This is a genomic window from Mitsuaria sp. WAJ17, assembly GCF_014174515.1.
In the GTDB taxonomy this organism is placed as follows: Bacteria; Pseudomonadota; Gammaproteobacteria; order Burkholderiales; family Burkholderiaceae_C; genus Roseateles_B.
This window is the reverse complement of record NZ_JACJUG010000011.1, coordinates 1-22,435: the sequence shown is the minus strand read 5'-3', so window position 1 is coordinate 22,435 and position 22,435 is coordinate 1. Positions and strand designations below refer to the sequence as shown.

The window sequence follows — 22,435 nt, the reverse complement described above, 5'->3', positions numbered from 1 at the left end:
AAGGCACAAACCATGAAGACGAATCCCCTGATGACGACGAAGGGCCTGCGCCTGTCCGCGCTGGCCTTGGCCGCCGCGACCCTGGCCTTGCTGGGCGGCTGCGCCGCGACTGCCGATCTGCAGCGTCCGGCCGAGCCCACGCTGCCGGCCCAGTGGCAGCACAGCCCGGAAGCCTCGGCGCAGGCCGGAGCCTGGTCCCAGGCCATGGACGAGGAGCTGCGCGCCTTCCAGCGCGAAGCCCTGGCCCGCAACCGCGACATCGCTCTGGCGGCCTTGCGGTTGAAGGACGCCCAGCGCCAGCTGGAGCAGCAGGGCCTGCGCCTTCAGCCCTCGGCCTCGCTGAGCAAATCGGCCAATCGCCCGCTGGATTCCGGCGGGAGCAGTCGCACGGTGGACGTCCGCGGCGGGCCAGTGCCGGTGGAGACGCGGGTCGGCTGGAGCCACAGCTACAGCGCCTCGCTCTCGGCCAGCTATGAGCTGGACCTGTGGGGCCGCCTGGCCGCGCGTGACCGCGGCCTCCTGGCTCAGCGCGAGCAGGTGCAGACCGACGTGGCCGCGGCCCGCGTGGTGATCGAGGCCCGCGCGGCCGAGATCTACTGGACGCTCGGCGCCCAGGAGCGCCTGCGCCCCCTGGCCCGCGATCAGCTGGAGGCGGCCGAGGAATTGCTGCGCATCGTCAAGCTGCGGGTGCGCGAGGGCAAGTTGCTGCCGGTGGAGTCCGACCGCGCCGCGCAGTCCGTGCTGGCGGCCCAGCATCGCCTGGCCGACCTCGAGGCCGAGCAGCAGCTGCAGGCCCAGCAGCGTGCCCTGCTGATGGACCAGCTGGAGCAGGGCGCCTCGCCGGCCGCGCGCGGCCGCTTGCCTGATATGAGCCCGCCGGCCTGGACCCTGGGCTCGCCCGCCCAGGTGCTGGGCGCGCGCCCCGATGTGCAGAAGGCCCGGCTGCAGGTGGATGCTGCGCTGGCCCAGCTCTCCGTGGCCGAGGCCAGCCGCTATCCCAGCCTGAGCTTCAGCGCCTCGGTGGGCACCGGCGGGTCAAAGATGGGCGACTGGCTCAGCCAGCCCGTGCTGTCCCTGAGCTCCTCCCTGCTGATCCCGCTGATCGACTGGCGCCGCCTCAACCTGGAGCGCGACGGCGCCCGCAATGCCCTGGAGCAGTCCGCCCTGGGCCTGCGCGACACCGTGCACAAGGCCCTGGTCGATGCCGAAGCCCAGTGGACCCAGCGCGAGAAGCTGCAGCGCCAGACCGAGGCCCAGGCCCGGCGCGTGGCCGAGGCCCAGGAGAACGAGCGCCTGGCCGCGCTGCGCCTGGAAGTCGGCGCCATCGGCCGCCACGACTGGCTGCAGGCTCGCGTGGCCCTGCTGGAAGCGAAGCAATCGCTCGTGCAGCTGCAGCTGCAGGCCTGGCTCAACCATGCGGCGCTGTATCGGGCGCTGGGGGGCGACGCCGGGGTGCGGCCAGCTCAGTCCTGAACTGCCGAGGCGGATCGCCGCGTGCTCTTTTCACCTGGCCGTGGCGGCGTGATCAAGTGCATGTGGCGGCCCGCCCCGTAGCTTGCTTGCTTCGGGGGGGCGTCCGGCATTGCATTGGGTTCTGCCCTCATGCATTGCGTCTCCCGGCCCTGCCTGCGCAGTGCGCCGTGTCCGCTGGACAAGCGTGACGCCCCACAGCTTTGCCAAACCGCGACCCGTGTGGGGATGGATGAGATCTGCAGGAGAGGTGACCTGTAAACCCTGACAGGTTCGCGGTTGCGGTGCGTATTCCGCCCGAATGCGAACACGTGCGCATGTTCAGAGCGTTAGAGTCCGCGTTGTCAAACAAATGTTGATCTCAGCCAAGCCGTAGTGGCGCAGTTGTGGTAGCCCATTCTGGTGCATGGGTCTCCCGCTTGTGGTGCGTAACTAACACGGTGGATGCGCTGAGATTCCTGGCGAATTTCTTGGTCGAAAGACGCCGGAGGTACCCGCCTAAGTCGGGTTCATGTTGACAACGTTGGTATCCCTGTCTGCCGGGGCGGTTCACTCGCGAAATCAGCGGCTGGATCTGCGCCTCGGTGCGGGAGTTCGTCTGTATTGGCCTCTGGAGCGCACGGTGACTGCACTTGTCGGATTGGGATCCTGGTTTCCCTCACTTCGCATCAGCAATGAAGAAATCTCGGTGGGCTTGGACACGAGTCCTGAATGGATCGAGGCGAGAACCGGCATTCGTGAGCGTCGGTTCGTGAGCGATGGTCTATCGACTGTCGACATCGCCGTCAAGGCAGGGGAAAGCGTCTTGGATCGCGCCAAGGGCATTGCGATCGACACACTCATCCTGGCGACAACATCCCCGGACCGAACCTGCCCGGCCGGCGCACCGGAAGTGGCCGCGCGCCTGAACCTGGGCAACATCTCAGCCTTCGACATCACCTCGGCCTGCTCCGGATTTGTGTACGGGACGGCGATCGCCAATGGCTTGATTCGTGCTGGAACGTCCAAAGCCGTGCTGCTGATCGGCGCCGAAGCGTTTTCGACCTTTGTCAATCCGCTTGACCGGACCACGCGGCCCATCTTTGGCGATGGCGGCGGCGCTGCCCTGTTCGTCGCAGACGGTCCGGGCCAGGGGTTTGGCGAGTTGGTGGCCTTTGACTTGGGCTCGGATGGTGAGAAGGCGGACCTGCTGGCTGTGGATGCTGGTGGATCCCGGCAGCGGTCGCGCATGGCTCACGATCTGGCCGCCACCCCACGCGAAGACTTCTTCCTGCACATGGATGGTCGAGCGATCTACACCCAGGCGGTTGCCCGCATGACCGAGTCGGCAAGCCGGGTGATGGCTGCTTGCAACTGGTCTCCCGAGTCGATCCAGCACTTTGTCGGGCACCAGGCCAATCGGCGGATCCTTGAGGCGGTTGCTTATGAGACGGGGATTCCGCCATCCAGGATGGCTCTGAATATCCAGCATTACGGGAATACCTTGGCGGCATCAATTCCTGCTTTGCTTCACGAACTGCATGAATCGAATGCCTTCAAGGCTGGAGACAGGATTCTTGTCAGTGCCTTTGGCGCTGGCCTTTCCTGGGGCACTTTTGCCATGATTTGGAACTAACTTCAATAGGAGGATGTGAAATGAGCAATGTTGAAAACAAGGTGGGGGCGATCACCCTGGAGCAAGTGGCTGAAGTCGTTGCCAAGAGGTTTAAGCTCAAAATCGAACGCATCGTGGAAGAAGCCACGCTGGAAGAGCTGGGTTTCGATTCCCTGTCCCAGGTGGATCTGGCACTGCTGCTGGAAAAGAAGCTTGACATCAAGATTCCCGATGCTGAGTTGGCAAAAATCAACTCCATCGGCGACATTCTGCAATTTGCAAATGCGGAGCTGGTGTGAATAGGGCGGCCGCGGTCACCGGTATCGGGCTGATCTCTCCTGCTGGGCGAGGGATCGACGATAGCCTTGCGAGAATACTGTCGGGTCGATCTGTTGCCAGCTTCGATCAGAAGTTGGCCGACTTGCCCGTCAGGATTTCGTGCCAGGCGCCAGATACGGATCTGGCGGAATTCGGCATCGAGAATGCCTGGCAGTGGGACAGATACAGCCAGTTCGCTGCCGTTGCGGCGGCGGATGCTCTTGCGGATGCCGGCCTGCGGCCTCACATGTGGGCAGATGAAAGCCGCGTGGCCGTGGTCATCGGTTCAGGGGCAGGGGGCACGGCAACCCTCGAGGAGCAGCATGCGGCGCTGTTGGAGGATGGACCCAATGGCGTGTCCTCGTCCACGCTGCCGATGGGCCTGCTGAACATGGCCGCCGGCAAGGTGGCCATGTATGCAGGCGCAAGGGGCCCCTGCTTCGCGCCTTGCTCGGCCTGCGCCTCCGGGGCGTCAGCCATCGGCATCGGCCGTGAGCTGATTCGTTCTGGCGTCGCGGATATCGTGATTGCTGGAGGTGCAGAGGCGCCCATCACGCCGTTGTATGTGTCCGCCTTTGCGCGGATGCGCACGCTGTCCCGGTGCGTCGATCCTGACACGGCTTCACGTCCCTTTGATGCCAATCGTGATGGCTTCGTGATCGGCGAGGGGGCCGGCATCCTGGTCCTTGAGAGCGTTGAGCATGCGATGGCACGCGGCGCTCGCGTGCGCAGCCTGTTGATCGGCTACGGCGCTTCGGCGGATGCCCATCATGTCACGAATCCCCATCCCGATGGGCGTGGTGCCAAGCTGGCGATGCAGGGCGCCCTGCGCGACGCCGGTATTTCCGCGGGTTCCGTGAATTACATCAATGCCCATGGCACGTCCACGATTGGAAATGATGTCATCGAGGCGGCAGCCATCCATTCCGTTTTCGGAGAAAAGGTCGCTGTGAGCTCCACAAAGGGGGTCACGGGCCACCTCCTGGGTGCGGCGGGTGCCATTGAGGCCGCCTTCACTGCGCTCACCATTCAGCATGGGGTCATTCCCCCCACAGCCAATCTGAAGAAACCGGATTCGAGTATTTCCATTGACCTCGTACGCGGCGAGGCCCGTAGCAGTCGGGTGCAATACGCCCTGTCGAACTCATTCGGTTTCGGTGGTCAGAATGTCTCTCTTCTGTTTGCTGAGCATGCAACCCTTTAAGGGTTTGTGTGTCAGGCGCTTCTGGTAACGAACAATATTGGTGAATATTATGGAATCGAGGGAAGATGTCCGCGGTCAGGTGCTGGACTTTGTTTTTGATGGTAAATTCGAAAGGTATCACGCGGACCTGGCAAAATTGCTTGAAGACCCAATATTCAACTATCAGGCAGGTCTCAACCAGAGCCAGGCCGGCCATTTGACCTACGAGCGCAGTCGCTTCGTCCATGCCCGGATTGAGTCTCCGCTGGAGGTGCTGAGCCAGCCTTACCGTCTGTTCGCGCTCGCGGAATGGCCGGCCCTCATGGATGTGGCGGCATTTTCCGTTCTGATGGTGCATTACAACCTGACGCTTGGCTCTTTCTTTGACCATGGCCTGGATCGGCCGGGCCTTGCACCGCACATCAAGAATCTGAACGAACTCCAGCATTTCGGGCCGTTCATGGCGACGGAGCTCGGCTATGGCAACAACGTCGCTGCCTTGCGCACGACGGCTGAATATGATCCGGCGACCCGCACGTTCAGGATCAATACGCCCGACGTACTGGCTCAGAAGTACATGTCGTATTCCGGGTTTTCAGACATCCAGAAAACCGCAGTCGTCATGGCCCGCCTAAAGTATGCCGGCAAGGACCATGGCGTCTACCCCTTTGCAGTGCCACTCTGCAATGAAGACGGCATGCGGCCCGGCATTATCGCAAGCCCCTGTCCGGAGAAGCCTGTACAAGGGCTGGACAACGGTCTGACCTGGTTTGACAACGTCCAGATCCCCGCTGGCAATGCACTGCTGGGTCAGGGCGAATACGTGGGAGAGGATGGGCAACTGCACCTGAAGTCCAACAATTCCCGCACGAGGTTTCTGAGCTCCATGTCGCGCATCGTTCCCGGGCGACTCTGCGTGGCAAGTGCCGGTCTCGGCTCGGCACGCGCCTCGGTCTATCTGGCGCTGAAATATGCCGGGCGCCGCTTGACCAATTTTCCTGCACAGGGCGACGCGCCCATCATCGCCTATCGCAGCCATCATGGCCCCTTGTTCCGCGCGCTTGCCAATGGCGTCGGCATGACCGCGCTGCTCAATCGCGTGAAGAGGGAGTATGTGACGGACACCAGCCATGTGCCGACCAAGCTCTCCGCGCTCATTTCGGTCGTGAAGTGCGCCGCCACCTGGGAGGCCACCAGCATCATCAATACCTGCCGGGAGCGTTGCGGTGCGCAGGGCATATTCAGTGTCAATCGCATTGCCGATTACGTTTCCCTGCTGCAAGGTCTCGTGACCGCGGAGGGAGACAACGCGGTACTCATGTCCACGGCGATCAGCCAGTTGCTCGGGGACTCAAGCCCTGAGGCGCCGGCCAAACTCAAGGCGGTGGGTCACATCTCGGCAGGCGATGTTCCGGTCCTCCTGGATCTCATCCAGGAACACAAAAAGGTCGCGCTCAGAAACAAACTGCGGCAGGACGAGGACGCCGACTTCACCTCACTCTGGAACAGTGCCATCGAGGACGCCATCGACCTGGGCACTTCCATGGCGAAGTCCTTGGGCAGCCGAGAAATGGTGGAGGCCTGCACGCGTGTCAGGGATGCCCAGACAAGGCAGGGGCTGGAGGCGCTCATCAAGCTGTTTGGCCTGGTGGAAATCGAGCGGAGTGCTGTCTTCTGCATTGCAAACGGTCTTTTGCAAGCGGCAGACCTGAACGCCATCCAGCGGCAGATTCTGGAATGCTATGACCTGCTGTTGACTTCTTATGAAGGCATCATTGATGGCTTCGGGATCAGTGAGGAACTCCTGCGTGCGCCGTTGGCGGCGTCCAACTATGCCGTTAGCTTTACGCGGGCATGTGGCCAGCCGGAATACCTGTACAACTGAGCCGGGTTGTACTGCCGGATTTCAGGACGCAAGCGACAACGAAAAAGACAAATGTTGAAACATACCTATCTCTGCCCGGTACGCTGGTCTGATATGGACGTCTACGGCGTCGTCAACAACGTTTCCCATTTGCGACTGCTGGAAGAAGCCCGAGTTGATTTTATATGGCGCCTTGGCAGGCAGGATGGCGACGCCTTCTTCGCAGGTGGGTCCGTGGTTGTCAGCCATGAGATCAGCTATATCGCTCCTCTGGTCCACCAGCATGAACCGGTGCCAATTGACATGTGGGTGTCAGGCATCCAGGCAGCAGTGGTGACGATTGAATGTGTCATCCGATGCGGACAGGACGTGGTGTCCCGGGCCACGACGCGGATGGCGCCCTACGACTATGCATCCCGTCGCCCGCGACGCCTGACCCCACAGGAGTCGGCATTTTTCGAACGTTACCTGCATAGCGAAGATGAAGCTGTTGCGAACGCGGCATGAGGGCGAGTTGCTGACCTGCGCGATGGCGCAGGACGGGACGCTTCGTGACATCTCGGCGATGCTGGAGGTTCGCGATGACCGAACCTGGATGGCGCCGGAATTGCTAAGGCCGGCGGGCGAGAGGTTTGAGGAGCGCTGGCAATCCTTGGCTGTCGTGCCCTATGTCCCTGAGCAGCTCGATATTCCCTATCAGCCACGGCAGCTCATCACGGTCGGGGGCAACTTCCGATGTCATGCGGAGCAGGTCGGCATACCCCTGCCACCTGAGCCCATTTTGGCAATGAAGTCCATGGGTGCTGCGGCGCCACCTTATGGAGTACTGAAACTCCCCAAGGGTAGTGCACGCGTGGATTGGGAGGTCGAATTGGCGCTTGTAATTGGAAAAGCAATTCGCCAAGGCAGTACAGAGATTTCCTTTGACGAGCATGTGGCAGGCTATTGCGTTGCCAATGACATCTCTGATCGAGATTGGTTGTTGCAGCGTGGGGGGCAGTGGGTCAAGGGAAAGTCTTCTGATGGATTCGGTCGGCTGGGGCCAATGCTTGTGACCCCGCAGAGCGCACTTCCGCTGCATGAGATGACGCTGACTTGTTCGGTAAACGGGCAGCTGATGCAATCAGCCCGAGCCTCCGAGATGATCTTCACGCCGCATGCGCTCATCACCTACATTGCAACTTTCATGAGTTTGGCGCCGGGCGACACCATTTTTTGTGGAAGTCCAGCGGGTGTCGCATTGGGGCGGCCGGGGCAGAGTTATCTTCAATCCGGCGATGTTCTTGAAAGCGGCATTACCGGGCTTGGCATGCAGAAGCTGGTCTGCGAGGCCATGGAAGGTTGAATGGCATTTTCACCAAGGTAGCGCGAATGAGTATCTACAGAAACATCCTGAGCTTGGAAGCGTCCGTGAAGCGAGGTGTGGTGCTGGTGTGCCTCACCGATGGTTTGATCGGAGCCTCATTTGGTGCCGTCGCGATAGCGAATGGACTGCCATGGTGGGTACCCATCCTTCTTTCGTCGATCGTGTTTGCGGGAGGGGCGCAGTTTGCTTTCGTCGGTGTTTTCATGGCAGGGGGTGGAATCTGGTCTGCCGTGCTGACGGCTCTTGCACTCAATCTGAGACTTTTCGTCTATGGTGCGGGCATGGCGGAGATATTCACTGTCAGCCGCGCATGGAAATATCTGGCCCCCTTTGCGCTGACTGATGAGTCGGTCGCTTTCATCGTGGGGCAGAAGACGCTGGAAATGAAGCGCGCCGTGTATGCCTTTTTCTGCTGGCTCATGTATTTTTGCTGGGTGGGAGGGACGATCGTCGGCGTCAGTGCAGGTGCGCTGATTGGCGATCCGAACGCCTATGGCCTCGATGCCGCAGGTCCCATGGTTCTGCTCGCTCTAGTGATCAGTTACTTGAAGCGCAAGGATTTTGCGGCCGTCGCTATCACAGGTGCTGCTATTGCGGTGATTCTTGAGAAGCACTTGCCTGGTGGTGTACCAGTCCTGCTGTCCCTGTTGCCTGTGCTGGTGTTTGCTTGGTATCGCAGGATCACCCCCACGAAGGAGGCCGCATGAATTTCGCGATTGCAATTGTTGTTCTTGCTGCTGGGACGTATTTGCTGCGTCTGTCCGGAAGCATTTTCGGCAACAGGACGGCACTCAGTGAAAGAGGGAAGGACATTCTGTCCGCGACAATCGCCGCCCTTCTTTTTGCCCTGGTGGCGCTCTCGACCTTGGTGGAATCTCATGAGTTTGCCGGCTGGGCGCGCGTCGTGGGCGTCGCTGCGGGCGGTGGCCTGGCGCTTCGGGGCTTTGGGTTCATGACCGTGGTGGTGACGGCGGCTGCCGTCACCGCAGGGCTGCGCTTGCTGGGCGTTTCGTGATTCTGATCGCAGGTCAGTTGATAAATAAGTGATGCAAGGGAGGAAAACATGAGCAGATTCGGGAGCCAAATGCTTCCCACCATGCTTCGCATGGACTGGAGCGTTGGGGATGGATGGTCAAGGCCAGCCTTGATTCCCTATGGGAACATTGAAGTAAGTCCGGCGGCGCAGGTATTCCACTATGGGCAGGCCGTGTTTGAAGGGGTTCGGGCCTACCGGCAGGACGATGGGCGATACGCTGTATTTCGGCCGGATGAAAACGCCAAGAGGTTCCAGCGTTCCTGTGCGCGCATGGCTATTCCCGAGCTGCCGACGATGTCCTTTATCGACGCCGTGACGAGTGTCGTGGCAGCAAATCTTGACGCCCTGGATGATCCTGCGCGGCCCGAAAGCATCTACCTGAGGCCATTTATTGTCGCCACCGAGCCCAGCCTCGGCTTTTACGGCCGATCCAGCGATTTTGCGTTCATGGTGCTGGCACTGCCCATGCAGCAGTATTTCGGAGACCGCACGAGAATGCTGCGAGTTCTGGTGCAAGACGAATTCAGCAGGGCCTTCCCTCGTGGCGTTGGGTTTGCCAAGTGCGCCGGCAACTACGCCGGGACCATTCTTGCCCAAGAGAATGCTGCGGGCGCGGACTGCGATCAGGTGCTCTGGCTCGACGGGCCCACACAGCAATGGATCGAGGAATTCAGTACCAGCAATGTGTTCTTTGTGCTGGGAGACGAATTGCTGACGCCGTCGCTCAATGACGCCTTCCTGCCAGGCATCACACGCGCCAGTGTCCTGGATCTAGCCAGGGAGCTTGGCGTGCCAACGGTAGAGCGGAAGATCGCCATCCAGGAACTCCTCTCTGCCATTGAGTCCGGTCAGCAGGTCGAGTGTTTCAGCTGTGGGACGACGGCAAGTGTCACCCCTGTGGGTACCTTGGTATTCAAAGGTCGGGAGTATCGGATCGGCACCAAGCCCGGTTCGGTGACGGAAAAGATCAGAGAAGAGCTGCTGGCCGTGCAGGCCGGACGCAGCGTGCGCATGCCCACGTGGCGACATGGGGTGTAGGCCCCGTCTCTTCCATGACTCTTTTTCATGTTTCCGATGAAACCACGAATCTTTGATGAATTGCGAGCGATCGTTGGCGGGCGATGTGACGCTTCAGAGGCGGTGCGCTTGCAGCACGCGCAAGACGAATCCTCCTATGGCGTGATCGGCATGCCGGATGTGGTGGTGTTTCCGGAGTCAATCGAGGAAATTGAACAGGTGGTGCGCCTCGCCTACGAGCGCGACATGCCGATCATTCCCTTCGGGGCAGGCTCGTCTGTTGAGGGCCACGTCCTGCCGGTTCGGGGGGGGGTGACCGTCAGCCTGACGCGCATGAATCAAATCCTCGATATTTGCGCGGAGGACATGACGGTGACCGTGCAGGCCGGGGTGACGCGCAAGCAACTGAATGCGGCGCTCAGGGATTCCGGGCTGTTCTTCCCTGTTGATCCCGGCGCCGATGCCACCATTGGCGGCATGTGCGCCACCTCTGCCAGCGGCACGACCACGGTCCGGTATGGAACCATGAAGGAGAACGTCCTGGCCATGGTGGTCGTCCTGGCAGATGGGCAGGCGATGGAACTGGGACGCGGAGTTCGCAAAAGCAGCGCCGGCTACGACCTGGCCAAGCTGTTCATCGGCAGTGAGGGTACCTTGGGGATTATCGCCTCGGTCACCTTGCGCGTTCACCCCCTGCCCAATGAGGTGGCGGCGGCGGTTTGCACCTTCCAGTCGCTTGAAGATGCGGTGAACGTGGCCATCCAGGTCAAACAGGCTGGCATTGCCATCGCGAGAATGGAGCTTTTGAATGCAGAGACCATCGGCATGGTCAATCGCTATCGAAAGGCAGATTATGTCGAGGCCGCCACGCTGTTTGTGGAATTCCATGGCCGCAAGGAGGAGCTCGAATGCCAGGTGGCGGAGTTCAGGGAAATCGCCACGGACAACCGCTGCCTGGGGTTTGACTGGGCAACGCGGCCAGAAGACCGAACGAAGTTGTGGGAAGCTCGTCACCACGCCTACTTCGCGGCAATCCAGAGTCGCCCTGGCGCGAGGGCGATTTCAACGGATGTCTGCGTCCCGATCAGCAAGCTTCTTGAGGTCATTCTCGAATCCGAGAACGACGCGCGACAGGTGGGCATTCCATATTTCCTAGTCGGTCATGTGGGCGACGGCAATTTCCACTTCGGCTATTTGATCGACCCAGCCTCTCACGCTGAGCGTCTGGCAGCCGAGCGCCTCAACGAGGCGATGGTCTACCGGGCCATCCGCCTGGGAGGAACCTGTTCCGGTGAGCACGGCATAGGTCTGCACAAGAAGGAATTTCTCCGTCGCCAAGTCGGTGATCGGGGCATCGACCTGATGCGTGCCATCAAAAAGGCGGTCGATCCGAAATGGCTTTTCAACCCCATGAAGGTCGTGGATCCACAGACGTGACGGCCGCTTGCAGGGTAGGGCTTCTCCAAGGTCTACCAAACCTTTCTTTACTTTCATCTCCTCATGAACTTTATGGACTTGCCGGCAAGCCGGCAGCTGCATTTGCTGTTCGGCGGCCAAGATGTACGCAGGCTGGATTCAAAGTCGGACCTTCTCATTGCTGAAGGCCTGGTCTCAGGGCGGGCCGTGACCGCCGTGTTCACCGATTCGAAAGCCAAGCTGGGGACCCTGGGCTGTCGAGAATGCGATGCGCTGGAGGCTGCTGCCCTGCGGGCCAGCAAAGGGGGGCATGTGATGGTTCTCGGCCTGGATTCCGCTGGAACCCGGCTTTCCGAGGGCATTGAAGCGCTCGGCGCCATTCGCAAGGCATTTCGCTCCCTGTGCGACATCAAGGCGGGGGGTGGGGCCGTCGTCGCACTGGTCGGCAAACATGCGTTCGGCTCAGCGAGCATGCTGGCCTATGCCGCTGATGTCCGCGTTTTCGAACGGAGCTCCGCTTTCGCCATGACCGGTCCGAAGGCGCTGGTGGCGGGTGCGCCCCAAGGCGTCACCTTGGCGCAGGCCAGCTACGCGGTCATCGACAGTCGGCGGTACGAATTCAACCGCGCCGACGCCGTCAACTGGGGCGGGGTGGACGACTATCTCGCCCTGGCCCGGAGCGCGGTCCTTCGCGCCGCGGATGGAGCGTCAACCGGCGATTTCTACTGCAGGAAGCTGCTCCACGATCGCTTGCAGGGCTATCGGCCAGGCAGTGGTGTCAGTGACGACGACATCAGCGTGAGGCGCGTCGGCAATGTGCTGCGGATTACGGTGAACGCGCCGTCGGGCTTGACGCCGACCCATTGCCTGCGACTGATCAGTTGCCTCGACGCCGCCCATGATCATGCCGGTACGGTCGCAGAGTTAAGGGTCCGTTGTCCGAGCCATAGCTTTGACCTGCGTGACGAGGCCGTTGCCCAGTCGCAGTACCTGGTGCAACTGGCTGCGGTGATGCGCAAGCTGGTGCACGCCGGTCTGCCTATTGAGGTGGTTTTTGAATCCACGGTGTCGGGCGGCGCCTACATTGCGCTTGCCGCCGGCGCATCCGCCGTGCATGTCGCGCCGGGCGCATCCATTGTGCCGCTCCCTGCGCAGGTCATGCAGACGGTGCTTTCAAGGGAATCGGGCGTGCCGGTGCAGGGCGTTGACGAATTCAAAGCCTATTTTGGTTTTGGTCTGGTGGACGGGACCATCAGCAACCGAGAAACCATGGAACTGGAGCAGCCTTCATGCGAGGAAATGTAATCGTCACCGGCGGTGCGCGAGGTATCGGCGAGGCCGTGGTCAGGGAGCTGGTCCGCCATGACTACCGCGTGGGCTTCACCTACTTTCAAAGCGAATCGCGAGCCCTGGCCCTGGTCGAGGAGCTTGGAAAGCATCGCGTCTGCTGCGCGAAGATGGAGCTGCGCTCTCCCGAGTCGATCAAGTCAGCATTGGGCGCGCTCCAGGAGACACTGGGCACCGTGCAAGGCTTGGTGAATTCGGCCGGCATCCGCCAGGACCAGTCCTTCGCCGCCATGCGTGACGAAGCCTGGGCGGACGTGATCAACTGCAATCTCAACAGTGTCTACCAGGCTTGCAAAATGCTGGTGCCCGGTATGACGTCGGCACGGCAAGGCTCCATCGTGAATGTCGCCTCGATTTCCGGCATTGTCGGGGTGGCGGGGCAGAGCAATTACGCTGCAAGCAAATCCGCCCTGATCGGCCTGACGAAGTCCCTGTCCAAGGAATTGGGGCCACGGGGCGTCCGAGTCAATGTGCTTGCCCCCGGTTTCATCGACACCGACATGACAGCATCTCTCTCGGAAGACTATGTCGATGAGATGGTGGACCGAATCTCGCTGCGCCGTTTCGGGAATCCCGGGGAAATTGCGCAGATCGTGCGTTTCCTGCTCAGTGATGAAGCCAGCTACATCACAGGCCAGGTGATCGTGGCCGATGGGGGCTTGACGGGCTGAAACACGCCTCGTCGAGCGCTGTCGCGCCAGACAGCCGGGGGATGCGTCGGCGTGCCGCCAGGCCGCTCCACGGCGGGGTGGGCTGAAGGCCTTGCGGGGCGCCTTGCGGTGGCCGGGCAGTTGGCCTGGTTGCGCGACGTTGATGGCCATGCTGTGGGCGGCTGCAGGAGCGGCGCCCTTGATCGTTGTCGGTAGCCGCTTGGCGGCCACGTGACGGATCCACGAGCTCACCTTCGCGGGAGAGCCACCCAGGTATTGTTGGCGCCCCTTGCGCGAGCGCCGGCTCGAGTCAGAGATCAGGTCAAGGAAGCGCTTGAGCCGGATGCGGACTCCAGGGGCGCGAAGCAAGCATGAGCCGCCGCGACACGCCCCCGGACAGCCAGCCTTACTTCCCCGGCATGAAGCCCAGCATCCACGAGAAATCCACCGGCTCCCAATGGCGGCCGGGGATGGTGGGCGGGATCACGGGCTTGCCGATGGACGGCCCATTGCCGATGGGGCTGCCATTGCCGGTGCCCGGAGGATTCAGGGCCACGTTGATGGCGGCATAGCCGTGGCAGGTGATGCAGGAGGCCTGCTGGGGCAGGACCAGGGCGTTGAACTCGACGAAGGAGTTGCCAAGCATGCCCTTGCTGGCCAGGGGTTGCTCGTACTGCGTCTGCGTGCCCACCAGCCGGTAGTTGCGGAACTCGGGCGGCAGACCGGCCTGGTCCATCAGGTTCGTCAGGTTCTTCGTCGCGGCGGTGGCCTGGCCCGTGCTGAGCGCCGGGTTGGAACCCCAGGGATCGTTGCAGGGCGAGTAGAGCGAGGGCTTGCAGCGGTTGGGGTTGGTCACGGGCGATTGCGGCTCGAAGGTGGCCCACAGCCAGTTGGGATACAGCTTGGACGAGATGTGCACGCCGACCAGCGCGTAGCAGACGCCATCGATGGTCTGCACGTAGACCCCGGCCGGCTTCTTGTCGCTGCAGTTGAAGAAGCTGGCTGCGTTGAGCGAGCTGGCGGCAATCCAGTCAGCCTTGATCTCCACCGCTTCCTTGGGAAAGTCCAGCGGCTTGCCCGTCGTGGCGATGTAGTCGGCCTGCCCGGTGCGCGTGGTCAGCGTGGCCCCCCGGCTTGCCGCCCGGTGGCGAGGTGACGAAGGCGGCCTCGGAGGCGTTCACGTAGACCTCCTCGCAGAACTGCGGATTGGCGCTGAGGTTTCCGGGCACGAAGGGCAGCAGGGATTTGGGCGTCTGGCTGGACTTGGCCGTCATGGGCTGGCAGCCCGGCAGGCCGGTGGCGGCGGTGCTTGCGGCAGGGGCGTGCAGCTTGCCCCGGGTCGCCAGCAGGCTCATGGCGTGGCTGAAACGCTTCCTCTGCTCGCCGGTCTTGCAGCCCGGCGCACCGGGGTTGAGCCAGCAGGTCTGCTCGGTCCATGTCTCCCAGTTGAGCTTCTGGCCCCCCGGGGTGTTGACCGTGCAGTGGGCGGCCACGAAAAGCTGCCAGGCGGTTTCCTCCTGTGTGGCGGCCGGCTTCATGGGCAGGCTGCAGGCGGCCGGCATTGCCGAGGCTGCGGCCGGCGCGGTCTGCGCCATCGCAGGTCCATGGCACAGCGCAGCCGCCGCTGCGGCCAGCGCGGCGCAGGCGATCGACGGACTCGGACGGCGAGCGGCACGCGAGTGCGCCGACAAGGCTTGCATGAGGTTCATCGTGGGTCTCCCAAGTGATGACAGCAGACGCTTTGTTGATAGGCGCTCCCGCTGCGGGCGAACACCAGGGCGCAGCATGCATGCCTTCCTGATGCCAGCGCGCACGGGGAGGCCATCCCGGCCGCTGCGGCAGGGCTGAGCCGTGCCCGCGGTCCGCAGGCTCGCATACGGTGGCAGGGAGGGAATCTGTAAGCGCTGACAGGCCCCGCTCAGGGCGTCAATCAGGGCGTCAACAGGGGAGTGAGCGCTGCCGGGGGAAGGGGCGGGCGGACCAGGCGGACCGAAGGGAGGGATCTCGAACTGATCCAGCCCGCTGTCGCTTGCCAGCCTCAGTCGCATGGGCGCAGCGCTTGGCGGCACTGTTCCGTGCTAGGCAGGCCGCCGACGGCGGTGCTGCCTCATCTTGCAGCAGCCTAGGCTCAGCCCCGTAGGCATCGGGGCTGCGGCAGGCGCTCCAAGGACCGTCCCCAGACTTGTCCACAGAAGCTGTGGACGCTTGGGGGTGGCTCAGCGCATGAGCTCGCGGATCACTGCCACCGGCGCGCTGCCGTAGCTCAGGAACTGGTCGTGGAAGGCCTTGAGATCGAAACGCTCGCCGAGGGCTTGGCGGCGTTCCTCGCGCAGGGCCATGATCTCGCTGTAGCCGCTGAAGTAGCTGGTGAGCTGGACCGAGGTCAGCTGCACGCGGCGCCACTTCTCGCGCGCCTCCTGCTCGGTCTGGAAGGCGCGCTGGGTCAGCAGGGCGATGGCCTCGTCCTGGGTCATGCCCAGCACGTGCACGCTGTAGTCCAGGATGGTGTTGGTGACGCTTCGCAGGTTCCACTTGCAGTACATGAGCCACATCTCGGGCGCGTGCTCGCCGTAGCCGGCCTCCAGCATCATGCGCTCGCCATACACGGCCCAGCCTTCAATCATGGCGCCGTTGCCGAACAGGGCCTTGACGAGGGACGGCGACTTGTTGGCATGGACCAATTGGGTGTAGTGGCCCGGGATGGCCTCGTGGATGTTCAGGATCTGCAGGATCCAGTGGTTGTACTCGCGTAGGGTGCTCTCGGCCTGCTCGGGCTTGAGGTCGTCCAGCGGGGTGACGTTGTAGTAGGTGCGGTCCTGCGGGCGGTAGGGGCCGGGCGCCTCGATGCTGGCGCCGGCCACGCCGCGCTGATAGGCCGGGGTCTCGCGCACCTGCAGGGGCTTCTTCGGGTCAATGGTGAGCAGGTCCTTGTCCTGCACGAAGGCCTGCAGCTGCGGGATCTGCTGGCGGATCTCGGCCAGAAAGTTCTCGGCCTTCACATGCTTCACCGACAGCGCCTTGATCACGCGGTCGATCTTCTCGATGCGGTCCGCAGGCCGGGGCGCATCGCTTTGCGTCTTGGTCCAGAGCTGGTCGGCCAGTTCCTCCATCTTGGCCAGCAGCTGCTCGCGCGTGGCCAGGGCCTTTTGGTAGGTCTGCTCGGCGCTGCTGGCGGACTGGATGTCCAGCTGGAACTTGCGCTCGTAGAGCTCGCGGCCCAGGCGGAAGGAGCGGGCCTGGCCCTCTTTCCCATGGGCCGCGGCCAGCTTCTCGTCCAAGGCCTGCAGGCGCTGCTGGTAGCCCTTGACGGCACTGCGCGCGGCGGCCAGTGCCGATGCCAGGGCCTTGCGGTCGGCTGCAGCGAGCTTGTGCTCAGCCTTTGCTGCCTTGTCGATCTCGTCGAACACGGCCAGGGTGCCGTCGATCTGGCTCACGGCCAGTTGGGTGTGCTCGCGGGTGGGCGTCTCGATGCTGGCATAGGCGGCCTCGTAGTAGGCGGGCACGGCCTTCAGTCGCGACAGCAGGGCCTTGAGGCGCTGCGGCTTGGGTGCGTAGTCGGTGTTCAGGATCAGGTCCATGGCGCCGGCCACGTTGTAGCTGGACGGGTTCCAGGCGAATTCGCGAAGGGTCTGCAGGGACCAGGCGTCGGAGGCGACCTTGTTCTGAAGCAGGGCGAGGTCGGTGCGTGCGCGGTCGGACAGCGCCTCGGGCTTCACCGCGGCGAAGCGGGCCTGCCACAGCTGGGCGAAAGCCAGGGCCTTTTGGCGGCCGGCGGCATCCGGTGTGGGCAGGCGGGCGGCGCCGTCATAGCGGCCGGCGATAAGGGCGGCATCGGGGTCCAGCGTCCACAGGGCCTCAATGAACTGGTGCGACAGGCGGTCGAAGGCGCGGTCGGCGGCCTGCTGCGTCCCGGCGTGGGCCGCCTTGACCTGATGGGGAGGGCTCTTGGCCGAAGCGGCCGAAGCGGCCGAAGCGGCCAGAGCGGGCGCCGCCCAGGCCAGGGCCAGGGCGGCGCTGAGCGTGCCCAGCTGCAGTCCCAGGCGGGACCACGAAGAGCTGAGAGGCGAGCAGGAGGAAGGCTGGGCAGCGCGCATGGGGGCTTTCTGGAAGTCGTGCGCCCCGTTCGGGCGCGAGGCGGCAGCATAGCGCTCCAGGCCCGCGCTGCCCCTCCGTTGCTGCCCCAGTGCGCGGGGCTCAGGGGCGAAGTTCGAACACGGCAAAGCCCTCGGGCGAGTCCTGCACCCAGCGCAGTCGGCCGGCCTCGGGCAGTTGGCCTCGTGCGGCCGGGCCGCAGCGGAACTGTGCGCGCGTGCCCTCTGGCAACGTCAGTGTCCACCGGCCTTCGTCGGCCTCAGCCTCGAAGGCATGGCCTGATTGCAGCAGGCGCTGCAGAGCCTCGCGGTTCTCGACCGCGGCGTCCAGCACGATGCGCTCCGGGCCTGCTGCAGGGAAGTTGCCGCCGCCGCCGGCCCGGTAGCTGTTGGTGGCCAGCAGGAAAAGCTGATCGTCCCGCACGGGCTGGCCGCGGTAGCGCAGCTCGCCGATGCGATGGGTGCTGACGGCCGGCAGGCGTTTGCCGTCCGTGCCGTAGCGGGCGGGCTGGGCGAGATCGATCGCGTAGTCCAGGCCCAGGATCACGTCGTAGTTGAAACTGGGCTGGGCCTCGTCGATCAGGGCCTGAGCCTCGTCCAGGCCGGCCTGGAGCTGCCGGAACTGCGCCGCGGAGCGCTCCAGCCACTCACGCACCTCGGCGCCGCTCAGCTGCAGCACCTTGAGGGTGTTGGGGTAGGGGTAGAGCTCGGTCACATGCTTGATGGACATGGGCCCGGGCGTGATGTCCACATAGCTGCTCCAGCCCTGGCGCCCGCCGTTGCGCAAGGGGGCGGCGGCGCTCAGGAGGGGCAGGTCTTGCCAGCGCGTCCCGCGCAGGGCCTCGCGGGCGTAGGCGCGCTGGGCGCGGGCGACCAAGGCCAGGCTCTCGGAGGGCTGGACGAGGTCGAAATAGCTGTGCAGCGGTCGCGGCGCCTGGGCCACGGTCTGGCGGATCAGCGTCAGCGTGGCCTGGTGCGCGGGTTGTAGCAGGGCTTCCAGGGCGGTGTCGGGCTCGGCCGGGGCCTGCGCACTCCGGGCGTCGCGCAGGGGGCGCAGGCTGCCCCGGCTGTCCACCACGCGCCAGCGGCCGGCCTGCTTCTCCAGGCGCAGGTCGATTACGCCCAGGTGACTGCCCCAGCTGCCGGGCATCACCGCCGGCACGCCATGAATGCGGCCAAGGGCAAGATCTGCCCCCGCGTGCCGGGCGAAGGCGGGGCCGGGGAACTCGGCATGGGCATGGCCCAGCAGCAGGGCATCCAGGCCGGGCAGCCGGGCGATGTCACCCGCGCGGTTCTCGGCGCCCTCGGGCTGGGGCTCGGCGCTGTAGCCGGTGTGGGCCAGGGCGATGACGAGGTCTGCTCCTGCCGCGCGCAGGTGGCGGATCTCGCGCCGGGCCGCCACCACCATGTCTTCGGCGACGACCCGGCCCTGCAGGTGCTGGCGGTCCCACTGCAGGATCTGTGGTGGCAGCAGGCCGAGCACGCCGATGCGCAGGCGTTGCGGCCGTCCGTGTTCGTCCGTGAAATCCCGTCGCAGCAGCACACTGGGCGTGAAGACCGGCTTGCCGCTGCGGGCCTCTCGCAGATTGCTGCTGATCACGGGGAAGCCGGCATTGGCATAGGCCTGCTTCAGGAAAGGCAGGCCGAAGTTGAACTCGTGGTTGCCGATATTGGCCGCGTCATAGCCCAGCAGGCGCAGGGACTGCAGGGCTGGATGCGCCTGCGCCGCAAGGCCCTGCTTCGCGACCACATCGCCCATGGCCGAGCCCTGGATCAGATCGCCGTTGTCCAGCAGCAGGTGGTTGGGCTGCTCGGCGCGGGCCTGGGCGATCAGGCGGGCGGTGTGCGAGAGGCCCTGGGTGCTGCTGGGCTGGTCCTGGTAGTAGTCGTAGGCCAGCAGGTTCATGTGGATGTCGCTGGTCTCCAGCAGGCGCAGCTTCAGGGTCTGGGCCTGCAGCCCGGTGGCCAGGCAAAGGCCAAGGGCAGCGATGGCGCCGCGGCGCGGCCAGGTGGTGCGAGGGAAGGGGGCTCGGTCTTTCATGGGGCGAGGGTAGCGCAGACGGGCGTCGCATCCCGGCCTCTGCGGCGCTCCAGGCTTTCCCTGATTCATAGCCTGGATCATGGGGAATGGCCGATGGATGCGGTACGCTGCCCAGGCGCACCGGCGTCTGGCGATCCCAGGCCTGTCCGGTGTGGGTGGCAGCGCCCGACCCGGTGGCTGCCAACTGCCTGAATTTCTGCATGGCATCACCATGCGGGAGCGATGTATGAGCGACAAGAACGAGCCCGGTGCCGTGCGCGCACCGCTGCGCTTGCACGTGCCGGAGCCCACGGGGCGGCCGGGCTGCCACACCGATTTTTCCTATCTCAAGATCAGCGCGGCGGGCGAGGTGCCCCGACCGGCGGTGGACGTGGCGCCGGTGGATACCGGCGACATGGCCCACAAGCTGATCCGTGTGCTTGACCAGGACGGCGAGGCCTGCGGGCCCTGGGCCCCCGAGCTCAGCGAGGCCCAGCTCAAGCGTGGCCTGCGCACCATGATGAAGACCCGCATCTTCGACGGCCGCATGCTGATCGCGCAGCGCCAGAAGAAGCTCAGCTTCTACATGCAGAGCCTGGGCGAGGAGGCCATCGGCAGCGCACACGGCATGGCCCTGGACGAGGGCGACATGTGCTTCCCGACCTACCGCCAGCAGAGCCTGCTGGTCGGACGTGACGACGTGCCGCTGTCCGAGCTGATGTGCCAGCTGCTCTCCAACGAGAAAGACCCGCTCAAGGGCCGCCAGCTGCCGGTGATGTACTCCATCAAGCGCGCCGGCTTCTTCTCCATCTCCGGCAACCTGACCACGCAGTTCGTGCAGGCCGTGGGCTGGGGCATGGCCAGCGCCATCAAGGGCGACACCCGCATCGCCTCGGGCTGGGTGGGCGACGGCGCCACAGCCGAGAGCGATTTCCACAACGCCCTGGTGTTCGCCCACGTCTACCGCGCGCCGGTGATCCTTAACGTGGTCAACAACCAGTGGGCCATCTCGACCTTCCAGGCCATTGCCGGTGGCGAGGGCACGACCTTCGCCGCGCGCGGCGTGGGCGCAGGCATTGCCTCCCTGCGCGTGGACGGCAATGACTTCCTGGCCGTCTACGCGGTGACCCGCTGGGCCGCCGAGCGCGCCCGCAGCAACCTGGGCCCCACGCTGATCGAGTGGGTGACCTATCGCGCCGGGCCTCACTCCACCTCGGATGATCCCAGCAAGTACCGCCCCTCGGACGACTGGACCCGCTTCCCCCTGGGCGATCCCATCGCTCGCCTGAAGCAGCACCTGATCCGCCGCGGCCTGTGGTCCGAGGAACAGCACACCGCCCAGCAGGAGGAGCTGGAAGCCGAGGTGCTGGCCGCGCAGAAGCATGCCGAGAGCTTCGGCAGCCTGGCCGATGGCCACATCCCCAGCATCGCCTCCATGTTCGAGGACGTCTACGAAGACATGCCTCAGCACCTGCGCGAGCAGATGGCTGAGGCCCAAGCGTTTGGAGGCCGTCAATGAAGGCTGAACAACTACCCATGGCGGACGCTGCCGATGTGCAGGGAGTGTCCGCCAACATGACCATGATCCAGGCCCTGCGTTCGGCCATGGACGTGATGCTGGCCCGCGACCCGGACGTGGTTGTCTTCGGCCAGGACGTGGGCTATTTCGGCGGCGTGTTCCGCTGCACCGACGGCCTGCAGGCCAAGTACGGCTCGCAGCGTGTCTTTGACGCGCCCATCTCCGAGGGCGGCATCGTCGGGGTGGCCGTGGGCATGGGTGCCTATGGCCTGCGCCCCGTGGCGGAGATCCAGTTTGCCGACTACTTCTATCCGGCGTCCGACCAGATCGTCTCGGAAGCGGCACGCCTGCGCTACCGCTCGGCCGGGGACTTCACCGCGCCGCTGACCATCCGCATGCCCTGCGGCGGCGGCATCTACGGCGGGCAGACGCACAGCCAGAGCCCGGAAGCCCTGTTCACCCACGTCTGCGGCCTGCGCACGGTGATGCCGTCCAACCCTTATGACGCCAAGGGCCTGCTGATCGCCGCCATCGAGTGCAACGACCCGGTGATCTTCCTGGAGCCCAAGCGCCTCTACAACGGCCCCTTCGACGGTCACCACGACCGCCCGGCTACCCCCTGGAGCGGCCATCCCAAGGCCCAGGTGCCCGAGGGCTACTACACGCTGCCGCTGGACAAGGCGGCGGTGTACCGCCCCGGGCAGCAGCTGACGGTGCTGGCCTACGGGACCATGGTCTACGTTGCCGAGGCCGCCGCGAAGGAGACGGGGCTGGACGCCGAGATCATCGACCTGCGCGCCTTGTGGCCGCTGGACATCTCGACCGTTGTGGAGTCGGTGCGCAAGACGGGGCGCTGCGTGATCGTGCACGAGGCGACCCGCACCAGCGGCTTCGGCGCAGAGCTCTCGGCCCTGGTGCAGGAGCACTGCTTCTACCATCTGGAGGCGCCCATCGAGCGCGTTGCCGGCTGGGACACGCCCTATCCGCACGCCCAGGAATGGGACTACTTCCCCGGGCCAGCCCGCGTGGCGGCGGCGCTGCGCCGGGTCATGGAGTCCTGAGCATGGATCGAGTCGAGCGGCACAGCCCCCGCGCTGTCCCCCAAGAGCAATCGCGCCGCAGGGCGCAGCAGGGTCGCGATGTGGCGGCCCGGCAGGAGGTTTGATGAGCATTCATACGATCAAGATGCCCGATATCGGCGAAGGCATCGTCGAAGTCGAGCTGGTGGCCTGGCATGTGAAGCCGGGTGATGTGGTGCGCGAGGACCAGGTCGTCGCGGACGTGATGACGGACAAGGCGACGGTGGAGATCCCCTCTCCGGTCAAGGGCGTGGTCCAACGCTTGGGCGCGGAAGCCGGCACGGTGATGCGTGTGGGATCGGCCCTGATCGAGATCGCGATCGAGGGCGCAGCCCCCTCGGAGGCCGCCGTGGTCGCGGCCCCGGTGGCCGCAGCGCCGGTCCCGGCTCCGATCCCCGCGCCAGTGCCTGCAACCCTGCCTGCGCCTGCGCCTGCGCCTGCGCCTGCGCCTGCCAGGGCGGAGCC

At 64.3% G+C, this 22,435-nt stretch carries 20 protein-coding genes; 16 read left to right on the top strand and 4 right to left on the bottom strand.

Annotated features, from left to right (window positions below):
* Window positions 1–12: 12 nt before the first annotated feature.
* The 13 genes from H5407_RS10765 to fabG all read left to right on the top strand — a co-directional run bounded on the left by H5407_RS10765 (window position 13) and on the right by fabG (window position 13,282).
* Complete coding sequence (locus H5407_RS10765; RefSeq protein WP_183104448.1) at window positions 13–1,473, top strand: TolC family protein; 1,461 nt, start codon at window positions 13–15, stop codon at window positions 1,471–1,473.
* A gap of 619 nt (window positions 1,474–2,092) precedes the next feature.
* Entirely contained in the window at window positions 2,093–3,085 is a 993-nt protein-coding gene (locus H5407_RS10760) for a beta-ketoacyl-ACP synthase III (protein WP_220800554.1), read from the top strand.
* 20 nt (window positions 3,086–3,105) lie between these two features.
* Window positions 3,106–3,363: an acyl carrier protein gene (locus H5407_RS10755; RefSeq protein ID WP_183104446.1), complete on the top strand. Its 258-nt coding sequence runs from the start codon at window positions 3,106–3,108 to the stop codon at window positions 3,361–3,363.
* Complete coding sequence (locus H5407_RS10750) at window positions 3,360–4,586, top strand: beta-ketoacyl synthase (protein ID WP_183104445.1); 1,227 nt, start codon at window positions 3,360–3,362, stop codon at window positions 4,584–4,586. Before H5407_RS10755 ends, H5407_RS10750 begins: the two co-directional genes overlap by 4 nt.
* Window positions 4,587–4,635: 49 nt before the next feature.
* The gene (locus H5407_RS10745; RefSeq protein ID WP_255501192.1) at window positions 4,636–6,450 is read left to right on the top strand and encodes an acyl-CoA dehydrogenase; all 1,815 of its coding nucleotides are present in this window, start codon (window positions 4,636–4,638) and stop codon (window positions 6,448–6,450) included.
* A 51-nt stretch (window positions 6,451–6,501) separates the two neighbouring features.
* On the top strand, window positions 6,502–6,936 hold the full coding sequence (locus H5407_RS10740) for a thioesterase family protein (RefSeq protein ID WP_183104443.1): 435 nt from the start codon (window positions 6,502–6,504) through the stop codon (window positions 6,934–6,936).
* Entirely contained in the window at window positions 6,911–7,774 is an 864-nt protein-coding gene (locus H5407_RS10735; protein ID WP_183104442.1) for a fumarylacetoacetate hydrolase family protein, read from the top strand. The genes H5407_RS10740 and H5407_RS10735 overlap by 26 nt, the downstream gene beginning before the upstream one ends.
* 26 nt (window positions 7,775–7,800) lie before the next feature.
* Window positions 7,801–8,502 carry an AzlC family ABC transporter permease gene (locus tag H5407_RS10730; protein WP_183104441.1) on the top strand — a complete coding sequence of 234 codons (702 nt, stop codon included), beginning with the start codon at window positions 7,801–7,803 and terminating at the stop codon, window positions 8,500–8,502.
* On the top strand, window positions 8,499–8,810 hold the full coding sequence (locus tag H5407_RS10725) for an AzlD domain-containing protein (RefSeq protein WP_183104440.1): 312 nt from the start codon (window positions 8,499–8,501) through the stop codon (window positions 8,808–8,810). Before H5407_RS10730 ends, H5407_RS10725 begins: the two co-directional genes overlap by 4 nt.
* A gap of 48 nt (window positions 8,811–8,858) precedes the next feature.
* Window positions 8,859–9,869, top strand: coding sequence for a branched-chain amino acid aminotransferase (locus H5407_RS10720; RefSeq protein WP_255501189.1), 1,011 nt, complete (start codon window positions 8,859–8,861; stop codon window positions 9,867–9,869).
* Window positions 9,870–9,896: 27 nt separating this feature from the next.
* Window positions 9,897–11,285, top strand: coding sequence for an FAD-binding oxidoreductase (locus tag H5407_RS10715; RefSeq protein WP_183104438.1), 1,389 nt, complete (start codon window positions 9,897–9,899; stop codon window positions 11,283–11,285).
* 63 nt (window positions 11,286–11,348) lie between these two features.
* Window positions 11,349–12,569, top strand: coding sequence for a hypothetical protein (locus H5407_RS10710; protein WP_183104437.1), 1,221 nt, complete (start codon window positions 11,349–11,351; stop codon window positions 12,567–12,569).
* Window positions 12,554–13,282 carry a 3-oxoacyl-ACP reductase FabG gene (gene fabG, locus H5407_RS10705; RefSeq protein WP_183104436.1) on the top strand — a complete coding sequence of 243 codons (729 nt, stop codon included), beginning with the start codon at window positions 12,554–12,556 and terminating at the stop codon, window positions 13,280–13,282. The genes H5407_RS10710 and fabG overlap by 16 nt, the downstream gene beginning before the upstream one ends.
* Before the next feature lie 385 nt (window positions 13,283–13,667).
* Here fabG and H5407_RS10700 read toward each other — a convergent pair whose 3' ends face one another.
* The 4 genes from H5407_RS10700 to H5407_RS10685 all read right to left on the bottom strand — a co-directional run bounded on the left by H5407_RS10700 (window position 13,668) and on the right by H5407_RS10685 (window position 19,393).
* The gene (locus H5407_RS10700; protein WP_183104435.1) at window positions 13,668–14,309 is read right to left on the bottom strand and encodes a hypothetical protein; all 642 of its coding nucleotides are present in this window, start codon (window positions 14,307–14,309) and stop codon (window positions 13,668–13,670) included.
* Window positions 14,293–14,970, bottom strand: coding sequence for a hypothetical protein (locus H5407_RS10695; protein WP_183104434.1), 678 nt, complete (start codon window positions 14,968–14,970; stop codon window positions 14,293–14,295). The genes H5407_RS10700 and H5407_RS10695 overlap by 17 nt, the downstream gene beginning before the upstream one ends.
* Before the next feature lie 507 nt (window positions 14,971–15,477).
* A complete protein-coding gene (locus tag H5407_RS10690; protein ID WP_183104433.1) occupies window positions 15,478–17,355 on the bottom strand; it encodes a DUF885 domain-containing protein in 1,878 nt (625 codons plus the stop codon).
* Between the two features lie 100 nt (window positions 17,356–17,455).
* Window positions 17,456–19,393 (bottom strand): bifunctional 2',3'-cyclic-nucleotide 2'-phosphodiesterase/3'-nucleotidase, encoded by a 1,938-nt coding sequence (locus tag H5407_RS10685; protein WP_183104432.1) that lies wholly within the window; start codon window positions 19,391–19,393, stop codon window positions 17,456–17,458.
* A 226-nt stretch (window positions 19,394–19,619) separates the two neighbouring features.
* Here H5407_RS10685 and H5407_RS10680 point away from each other — a divergent pair, with 226 nt between their 5' ends.
* From H5407_RS10680 to H5407_RS10670, 3 genes are all read left to right on the top strand, one after another.
* Window positions 19,620–20,891, top strand: a complete 1,272-nt coding sequence (locus H5407_RS10680) for a 3-methyl-2-oxobutanoate dehydrogenase (2-methylpropanoyl-transferring) subunit alpha (protein WP_183104431.1) — start codon at window positions 19,620–19,622, stop codon at window positions 20,889–20,891.
* A 17-nt stretch (window positions 20,892–20,908) separates the two neighbouring features.
* On the top strand, window positions 20,909–21,952 hold the full coding sequence (locus H5407_RS10675; RefSeq protein WP_183104558.1) for an alpha-ketoacid dehydrogenase subunit beta: 1,044 nt from the start codon (window positions 20,909–20,911) through the stop codon (window positions 21,950–21,952).
* A gap of 103 nt (window positions 21,953–22,055) precedes the next feature.
* Window positions 22,056–22,435 (top strand): biotin/lipoyl-containing protein (locus tag H5407_RS10670; RefSeq protein ID WP_310737637.1); only part of this gene is annotated, 380 nt, incomplete at its 3' end.

What these genes read in the sequence shown, in the direction of transcription:
- H5407_RS10765 (WP_183104448.1), top strand. Translation starts at nt 13, where the DNA reads ATGAAGACGAATCCCCTGATGACGACGAAGGGCCTGCGCCTGTCCGCG.
- H5407_RS10755 (WP_183104446.1), top strand. Translation starts at nt 3,106, where the DNA reads ATGAGCAATGTTGAAAACAAGGTGGGGGCGATCACCCTGGAGCAAGTG.
- H5407_RS10745 (WP_255501192.1), top strand. Translation starts at nt 4,636, where the DNA reads ATGGAATCGAGGGAAGATGTCCGCGGTCAGGTGCTGGACTTTGTTTTT.
- H5407_RS10740 (WP_183104443.1), top strand. Translation starts at nt 6,502, where the DNA reads ATGTTGAAACATACCTATCTCTGCCCGGTACGCTGGTCTGATATGGAC.
- H5407_RS10735 (WP_183104442.1), top strand. Translation starts at nt 6,911, where the DNA reads ATGAAGCTGTTGCGAACGCGGCATGAGGGCGAGTTGCTGACCTGCGCG.
- H5407_RS10730 (WP_183104441.1), top strand. Translation starts at nt 7,801, where the DNA reads ATGAGTATCTACAGAAACATCCTGAGCTTGGAAGCGTCCGTGAAGCGA.
- H5407_RS10725 (WP_183104440.1), top strand. Translation starts at nt 8,499, where the DNA reads ATGAATTTCGCGATTGCAATTGTTGTTCTTGCTGCTGGGACGTATTTG.
- H5407_RS10720 (WP_255501189.1), top strand. Translation starts at nt 8,859, where the DNA reads ATGAGCAGATTCGGGAGCCAAATGCTTCCCACCATGCTTCGCATGGAC.
- H5407_RS10715 (WP_183104438.1), top strand. Translation starts at nt 9,897, where the DNA reads ATGTTTCCGATGAAACCACGAATCTTTGATGAATTGCGAGCGATCGTT.
- H5407_RS10710 (WP_183104437.1), top strand. Translation starts at nt 11,349, where the DNA reads ATGAACTTTATGGACTTGCCGGCAAGCCGGCAGCTGCATTTGCTGTTC.
- fabG (WP_183104436.1), top strand. Translation starts at nt 12,554, where the DNA reads ATGCGAGGAAATGTAATCGTCACCGGCGGTGCGCGAGGTATCGGCGAG.
- H5407_RS10695 (WP_183104434.1), bottom strand. Translation starts at nt 14,970, where the DNA reads ATGAACCTCATGCAAGCCTTGTCGGCGCACTCGCGTGCCGCTCGCCGT.
- H5407_RS10690 (WP_183104433.1), bottom strand. Translation starts at nt 17,355, where the DNA reads ATGCGCGCTGCCCAGCCTTCCTCCTGCTCGCCTCTCAGCTCTTCGTGG.
- H5407_RS10685 (WP_183104432.1), bottom strand. Translation starts at nt 19,393, where the DNA reads ATGAAAGACCGAGCCCCCTTCCCTCGCACCACCTGGCCGCGCCGCGGC.
- H5407_RS10680 (WP_183104431.1), top strand. Translation starts at nt 19,620, where the DNA reads ATGAGCGACAAGAACGAGCCCGGTGCCGTGCGCGCACCGCTGCGCTTG.
- H5407_RS10675 (WP_183104558.1), top strand. Translation starts at nt 20,909, where the DNA reads ATGGCGGACGCTGCCGATGTGCAGGGAGTGTCCGCCAACATGACCATG.